This window comes from Okeania sp. (assembly GCF_035285525.1).
GTDB lineage: Bacteria > Cyanobacteriota > Cyanobacteriia > Cyanobacteriales > Microcoleaceae > Trichodesmium.
This window is the reverse complement of the sequence record NZ_JAYKGW010000051.1, coordinates 1-7,508: the sequence shown is the minus strand read 5'-3', so window position 1 is coordinate 7,508 and position 7,508 is coordinate 1. Positions and strand designations below refer to the sequence as shown.

Sequence of the window (7,508 nt, the reverse complement as noted above, 5' to 3'; positions counted from 1 at the left end):
AATAATTTTTGTAAAGCCATCTTAGTATAAATTTTGATAATCCAAATAAGTATAAATACTTATTATTTATTTAATAAATGATGGTTATCAAGTGCTAACAATTAGCTTTAAAAATACGAAAATGGAGAAAATGGGTTCAGAGGAATTACTATGGAAATATGCTGAGGGGCAAAGAGAATTTGTTGGGATTGATTTAAGTAATATTGAATTATTTGAAGCTGATTTAGAAGGAATTAATTTAGAAGGTTGTAATTTAACCAAAGCTTATTTACCCTATGCCAACTTAAATCAAGCTAACCTTAAAGGATGTAATTTACGAGAGGCAGAAATGGGAGATATTAAACTTTATAAAGCTAATTTATCAAATACAAATATTCAAGAGGGAAATCTATCTAGAGCTAATTTGCGTAATGCTAATCTGCGAGGTGCAAATTTAGTTAGAGTTAATTTACAAGGTGCAAATTTATATAATGCAGATTTAAGAGATACAGATTTAAGATATGCAGATTTAAGAGGAGCTAACCTAGAAAAAGCAAAGTTAGATAATGCTAAATTAGGATGGTGTAATTTGTTTCGAGCTAGACAAGTTGATTTATCAATGGCAGAATACGATCGTACAACTATTAGTCCTGATGGATATTAAATAATTAATAATTAATAATTAAGGGAACCCAGAAATCCGGTTTCTCATAGAAACCGGGTTTCTTTACGGAAATTTCTTGGTTTTAGCCACAATATCACGGCAATAAACCCTGTTTCTTGGTTGCTTTGTTTAAGTCTTGACTATTTGTCAAAACTAATTTAGATTTAAAGAATAACCAAATTTATTCCAAAGTTTTTCAATAGCCTCTAAATCTTCAGTTTTTACTATAGACATATCCAAATCTTTCCAGTCTTTTTGCCGTGAAAAACCCCTTTTAATTTTGTCTTCAAAAAGACTTTTATCCTGTTTCCACTTTTTTTGGTCAGGAACATAAATATGTTCTAATGCAGCTAAAACATCTGAACTGTAAGGAACATCAATATGGGCAAAAAGCTTTTTTAGAGTTGGCTCAGGTTCTTGAACTAACTCATCAAAACTAACCGCATAATTGACTTTTGATGACTCATGTGCAATACATCGTGCCATTGTCGCAATATTACCCCATACATTAGCGTGATCCCGACCCCAATACTCCTTAGAAGAAAGAACAACATCCCGTGGTTCTCTGAGAATAGTGATAAATTTGCCTTCTGGAAAGACTTGGTCTAAGACAGACCAATAAACATTAAACCAATCTTTTTCATTCTTTTCTTGCATCTTTAAAAATTGCATTATAAAAGGTTGTGAAATTGGTTTCTGCATCCAATATTTTCTATCAAGATTAAAAATTTGATCAAAAACAGCACGTACTCCCAGAGCAACACGCTCTTCCCAAGGAACAAGTTTTCCGTTTTCATCAAACAAACCGGGAACGATTCCCTTAATCTTAGAGATTGAATACCAAGTGCCGAATATTAAGTCGGCTGTTTCTCCAGCTACTGATATGTCTGGGTGAGCATCAAAAATATTTTGTAGTAAGGATGTTCCCGATCTACCATGTGAAATTAGTGTGATTGGTGCTTTGAGTTTATCTTTGTACATATCTCTTCCTTTTTATAAGCTATAGCAATCCTACATTGGTTGTGACAAATTTCATAATAGTTAATTTAAGCTGAAAACCTTTAACAAAATATAGCTCCTCACTCATGAATTGTGACTTTTTTTTGCCACACAAATATTACAACTCACATAGGATTGGTATATCAAGACTTGCGCAGTACCGCTATATTATGGCGCATGATTTAAGCATTATTCCCAATCTACTAAAATTAGGACTTACGCAGGCGGCTCCTGAAACCCGGTTTCTCCTAGATGTTTACTGTCAAAAACAATGATTTACCGTAGAAACCGGGTTCCTCCCGTGTAAGTCTTGTTAGTGTAAGTCTTGACTATTTTCAAATTAAATATTCAGAGTAATCAAAGTTATGAAAATCTTCTTTGTATATAGAAAATACTAAATCTCTAATCTCCTGAGTGCCATAAAAATCTCTAAGTTTTGAATCAGCATTAGTTTTTTTGCCTCCACGAATAAAACTTAATTTTTCTATCGCTTCAGCACATTTATTTTTCTGATCGGAAAAATTTTCTATCCTATTCAAAACCACTTTCAAATCTTGATTAAGGTTTTCAAAGCGACCGATAAAATTGTAATCCACTAAACCATAAAATGTTTGATATGTCTGTACACGCCAGTGGGGATCCATCGCCAAAGGAGATTGATTTTTTATTGCCATAACAAACTGTTTAAATGTAATTCTTTCACTTACTGACATATCTAGTATTTCAGCAATTTTCTTGTAAAATTGCCCTTCACGCCAACTCATCTTGTTAAGATATACAGAAAGCAATCTTGTATAAGGATTTCTTACGAAGCAAAACTTAAACACATTGTTGTTATTTAGCATCGCCAAAAAATTATCAATTCCAATGTCTGAAGGCGATCGTAGTAGAGAAAGCTTCTTATTGTGAACTATTGAACTTTCCTTTGATGGTAAATTCTGACCTAATGTCAGAGCTTCAAGTTCTTGCAAGGTTGATTTTACTGTAGTACAAGCAACTTTGGGTACTTCAAAGTATATATAGGAGTTTTGTTCAGAAATATGAATGTGGTAATTACACTCCTTCTGAGACATACACTGATAAAATTTTTCGATTTCTTTCATACATTTGTTTATGGGCGGAAATAAATACAATATTGACTTCCTTAAAAAAAACTGCAATAAACTTTTACTTAGGGCTTTCTGAAAAACTCTTATGAGTAGACAAATCAGAATTATATATAGGATAGGTATAGGAAGAAAGTAAGAAGAAGATTTATCTCTTGATTTATTCATGGCTACACATCTCCAATAACAAAAAAATCAATCAATTTTTATATAGAAATAATCAAGTATTTTTCTCTATTTCCTAGTCTCTCTTTCCTAAATCTATCTATATATGTACCTAACCAAATTAGTCAAGACTATATATCCTTCAAAGATAATTTATTGATCCTTTTGAAAATTGCTTGAATCAGATACTTCCAAAGCTCTTAAAGTAAAATTAGATGCACTTTCAAATATTGTTTTTTCTGTTTTTTTAATAGCTATAAACATAGGTCTCTTCTTTGCTTTAGCTCCCTGGTTGACTTTCATTTCTTCAATGTATCCAACACCTTGAATATAATCATTTACTACTAGAGACTTACCTTGCTGGTTCCAGATGATAAACTTATCGTTCTTTGGACAAAAATTCCAACTATGTAAACCATGGTAATTTCCTTCATCTCCTTCATTAATGTAAGTATCAATTAAAACATATCCTCCTGGTTTAACCACATCAATCATCTGTAAAATTCCTAATAAAGGATCGTAAGAATGATCTAGTGCATTTCGTATATGAGCACAGTCAAAGTAATTGTCTGGAAAGTAATTAATTAATCCTTCAACATCACAAAGCTCTGTTTTTACTAAAGGAATAACATTAAATTCTGACAAAATTTGATTATATTCATTTGCTAAGGCATCTACGGCTGTAATTTCTAATTTGTAGTCAGCTAAACACTTACCTAGTATTGTATAAGGGCCAGAACCAGCATCTAATATCTTAACAGTTGAACCTGGTTTAACAGATTTTTTGATATATCGAGCAATATGATTTTGAAGAGGTAAATCTGGATTAAATCGAGCTTTATAATCCTCTTGATATTTACCACCTCCTGTAGCAATATGGTTTCGCCAGAAATTAATTTCATCATTTTTTTCACTTTGCCAATTAGTGTTAATTTGATTTCTCATTATACTTTCTTCAATACTCCAATTAGATTGTAATCATAGCATTTTACCGAAGTCAAAGATCAAAAGTCAAAAGTAAGATTTCATGGACATACAAAACTTTGACTGTGCAATAACTTCAGGAAATTATTTCAGTAGGATAAATTTTATCATAATGATGATAAAATTTCTTAGGTTTGACTTCAAAACTGCATTATCATAATTTATGAGTAAAAGCTTTGAAAATTGAGGATTAAACCATTTTCCTAAAGTAATATTTAAAGCTTGAGAGGCCACTATAGCCACTTAGGTGTCCATTTATAAATTATTACTAGACATTAGTGTAACATCGGTGTTTCAAAAAATTAGCAACCGTAAGTTTGGTTGAGTTACTCAAGAAATTAAGAAACAAAACCAGATAACAAGATTTTAATAACCTTAAAATTTCCTACTGAGTGAGATTATGAATTATTTTTTAACACAAGGGCGTAAGCTCGTTGCTGAAGGTAAACTAGAACAAGCGGTAGTGCTGTATCGTCAAGGAATTGCGCAAATGCCAAATTTTGCTTGGTACTATCATGGTTTAGGCACTACTTTGTCGAAAAAGGGTAATTTGAATGAAGCGATTACCGCTTATCGTAAAGCAGTTGAACTAAATAGCTCTTCTGCCTGGTTTCAGTACGATCTGGGGCAAGAGCTAGAGAAATGTGGTGAGTTAGATAATGCTTTAATTTGTTATCAAAAAGCAGTGGAGATTGATGAAAATTTTACTGATGCTTTATGCAAATTGGGAAAACTAAAATTTCAGGATGATAATTCAAATAAGTTCCAAGAAAAGAGAGAAAATGAAAGTGAAAATAAAGATATATTTGAAGTAGAAAATTTTCTCAAAATATTAAAGTCTGAGTCCAACAAGCTTTCTACAAGAGAAAATAACTTTGCTGCGAGCAAAGTTATTGAAGAAAATATCAATATAACTTTACCAAAAATTAAATTATTATTACACGTAGACGTAATAAAAGAAGTATTTAGATATGCAGAACAGGTATCTAAGTTTAGTGAGTGGCATCAGAGTAAAAGTGATTTTGATCGGATGATGAAAACTATCTTTAGCTGTGCTGCTCATCAGCTAAAGACTGATAAGAATGCAGAAAAATTAGAGAGAGCTTTTCTTTTATTTCGATTTGCCAGAAACAAAGCAGAACATGATTTGGCAATTAAAGAGGTTGCCTCAGTCATACCTATTATACCCACAATAAAAAATAAGGATTTAATTAGTAGATATATTGATGTAGTCTTTTATCTATGGATTGCAGATTTTATTACCAAGCAAGATTTTTTTGCTCTCATGGAATTAGTAAGTGAATTTCCAATGTTTAATTACTTAGAAGACAAAAATATAATATTTATTAATGTTAATATTATAACGGGAATTTTTGGTAGATATTGTCAATATTTAGGCACTAAACTACCGACAAATCTGTGGAAGAAAGAAATAAAAACTGTGTTATGTTTTTGGATAAGTGCTAACTACCCTACACATCAGCTCGTAGATGCGGACAGAATTTTATTTCTGATTCCGTACTTTCTCAAAAACTTACTCTCTAAGAACAATGCAAAAATTATCCTAGATTCTAGTAGAGAGGGTGCTATACCGGAACACACTGAGTTCTTTAATATGATGTCTCGAGTCACTCAAGTCTTGGAGTGTACTCATAACTCTTTTGTTTGTTTATCACAAAATAATTGTTTACCCATCTACCTCAAAACTCACTCGAAAGATTATTATTCTCAACCTGAGATAAATATTCTTCCATTCAACAGCCATTTTTGGAATTTTAATTCTTTTAGTTCTCAAGTTAAAGGGAATCCTAACTCAGTAAGGCAAAAGAAGTTTTTATGTCTGAATAATATGCCCCGGATCCACAGGATTGCAATAACGATGTTTTTTTATTCTGAAGGCTTACTTGATGATAGTTACTTTTCTTTTAATTTAATGCCTGAGGAGCAGCCAAACCTTAATTTTATCCGCGATCTAATTTCACCTGTAACTACAAAAAATATCGACGTTGATTCTCTATACAAAGAAGTTTATAGTATTTTGCCTTTAAGAATAGACCTAGATAAAACAAAAGAATTCAACGCTCAAAGAGGTGAATTTGTATTCAAAATCAATGATGAATTGTTTAGCAGTTCTTTTTTTTATATCGTTACTGAAAGTAATTTTGATGATGGTAAAAGGAATCGCAGATTTACAGAAAAAACTATTAAATCTATTGTTTCTTTAAATCCTTTCCTTGTTCTTGGACAACCAGGTACTTTAAAGGATCTTAGAAATTTAGGTTTTCAAACTTTTTCCGATTTTGTAGACGAATCCTATGATGAAGTTATCGATCCTGTTAAAAGGTTTCAAATGGTTTGTCAAGAAATTTTAAAGCTTGCGTCTTTATCCTATGAAGAAATGGAAAGTTTGTATAAACAAATGTATCCAATATTGGAGTATAATCAGGCAATGCTGAGTAATGTGCAAAGACAATTACAAGAAAGAATTTTTGATTCTATGTAGCTAGAGGAGTAACAAATAAGAGAAAAACTTTTTCGGATAAGCTTTTCAGAGTAGTTGTCCCTATCGACGATAGGAAGAAATCTCAGGGTTAGGAGATTGCTTCCTTTCACTTCCTTTCAGTCGCAATGACTAGAATATAATAATTATCTGAATTTTACATAATTAGGACTTACGCAGAAACCGGGTTTATCAACCAAGTTTCCTGGTTTGAGCAACAATATCACGGCAATACAGCGGTGAAATCAGTAAACCACAGTAGGGAAGTTGCATGCAACGTCCCTACTAAATTACGGTTCCCGAGAAATTGGTGATGGCGATGTGGTTCATTCATTTGAAAAGCGCTGTAAACCCGGTTTATTGGTTGCTTTGCGTAAGTCCTGTAACATACAATCTCAAGCTTTTAATACCAAATTCAACTTTTCAATCAATCCAGCACAAGCTTGACTCCAATTACGTTGTGCAGCAGCCATAGCAGCAGTTTGACTAATTTTTCTCACCTCCTCTGGTTCGTTAATTAACTTGGTGAGAACTTTCATTACGGCTTCTACATATCCATCTCCCTTCAAATTAGGAATTAAAAAACCAGTTTCTCCATCATCCACAACTTCCTCCATTGCACCTACATTGGAAGCACAAACAACCACTCCCAAACGCATGGCTTCTAAAACTGTTAGGGGCAAACCTTCCCAGTAAGAAGGAAGCAGTAATACGTCTGCCCATTCATAAACTTCATTGATGGCTTCCGAAGTTAAAGCTGGAGGTTCAATTAGATCGGTAATAGTTTGTAATTCATTAGCTGAATTTTCATCTTTTAGCACATTCTTACCTACTAAACGCCACTGAATGGGTAGTTTTCTCCGGCGAGACTCTGTGACAACAGCTAAAAGACGATCTAAACCTTTTTGCCGAGCAAATCTACCAAGAAATAAGATTTTTAGTTTTTTCCTATCCTGAAATTGCCAACGTCGAGTCAGAATTTGTTCCACAAGTTCATCTTCAACTGGATAACCACAGGCATTGGGAACAACTACTAACTTATCTTCTGGAACTCCCATAGAGTGACACCAATCTGCCATTTGGTGAGAGCAAGGAATGATGAAATCATAAG

Annotated in this window: 6 protein-coding genes; 2 read left to right on the top strand and 4 right to left on the bottom strand. The window is 32.8% G+C overall.

What is annotated here, in order from left to right:
• Positions 1-121: 121 nt before the first annotated feature.
• A complete protein-coding gene (locus tag VKJ25_RS05545; protein ID WP_483143732.1) occupies positions 122-643 on the top strand; it encodes a pentapeptide repeat-containing protein in 522 nt (173 codons plus the stop codon).
• 153 nt (positions 644-796) lie between these two features.
• On the opposite strand, the gene VKJ25_RS05540 is transcribed toward VKJ25_RS05545, so the two are convergent.
• The 3 genes from VKJ25_RS05540 to VKJ25_RS05530 form a co-directional block, all read right to left on the bottom strand.
• Positions 797-1,624, bottom strand: coding sequence for a sulfotransferase family protein (locus tag VKJ25_RS05540; protein WP_324235628.1), 828 nt, complete (start codon positions 1,622-1,624; stop codon positions 797-799).
• A gap of 353 nt (positions 1,625-1,977) precedes the next feature.
• Entirely contained in the window at positions 1,978-2,715 is a 738-nt protein-coding gene (locus VKJ25_RS05535) for a sulfotransferase family protein (RefSeq protein ID WP_324235627.1), read from the bottom strand.
• Positions 2,716-3,066: 351 nt separating this feature from the next.
• Complete coding sequence (locus tag VKJ25_RS05530; RefSeq protein WP_324235626.1) at positions 3,067-3,858, bottom strand: class I SAM-dependent methyltransferase; 792 nt, start codon at positions 3,856-3,858, stop codon at positions 3,067-3,069.
• A gap of 439 nt (positions 3,859-4,297) precedes the next feature.
• On the opposite strand from VKJ25_RS05530, the gene VKJ25_RS05525 reads away from it, so the two are divergent.
• Positions 4,298-6,400, top strand: coding sequence for a tetratricopeptide repeat protein (locus tag VKJ25_RS05525; RefSeq protein WP_324235625.1), 2,103 nt, complete (start codon positions 4,298-4,300; stop codon positions 6,398-6,400).
• Between the two features lie 392 nt (positions 6,401-6,792).
• Here VKJ25_RS05525 and VKJ25_RS05520 read toward each other — a convergent pair.
• A partial coding sequence (locus VKJ25_RS05520) for a glycosyltransferase family 4 protein (protein ID WP_324235624.1) occupies positions 6,793-7,508 on the bottom strand: 716 nt, incomplete at its 5' end.

Bases quoted from the DNA above. Each gene is read 5' to 3' on its own strand.
- VKJ25_RS05530 (WP_324235626.1), bottom strand. From the start codon at position 3,858: ATGAGAAATCAAATTAACACTAATTGGCAAAGTGAAAAAAATGATGAA.
- VKJ25_RS05545 (WP_483143732.1), top strand. From the start codon at position 122: ATGGAGAAAATGGGTTCAGAGGAATTACTATGGAAATATGCTGAGGGG.
- VKJ25_RS05525 (WP_324235625.1), top strand. From the start codon at position 4,298: ATGAATTATTTTTTAACACAAGGGCGTAAGCTCGTTGCTGAAGGTAAA.
- VKJ25_RS05540 (WP_324235628.1), bottom strand. From the start codon at position 1,624: ATGTACAAAGATAAACTCAAAGCACCAATCACACTAATTTCACATGGT.
- VKJ25_RS05535 (WP_324235627.1), bottom strand. From the start codon at position 2,715: ATGTCTCAGAAGGAGTGTAATTACCACATTCATATTTCTGAACAAAAC.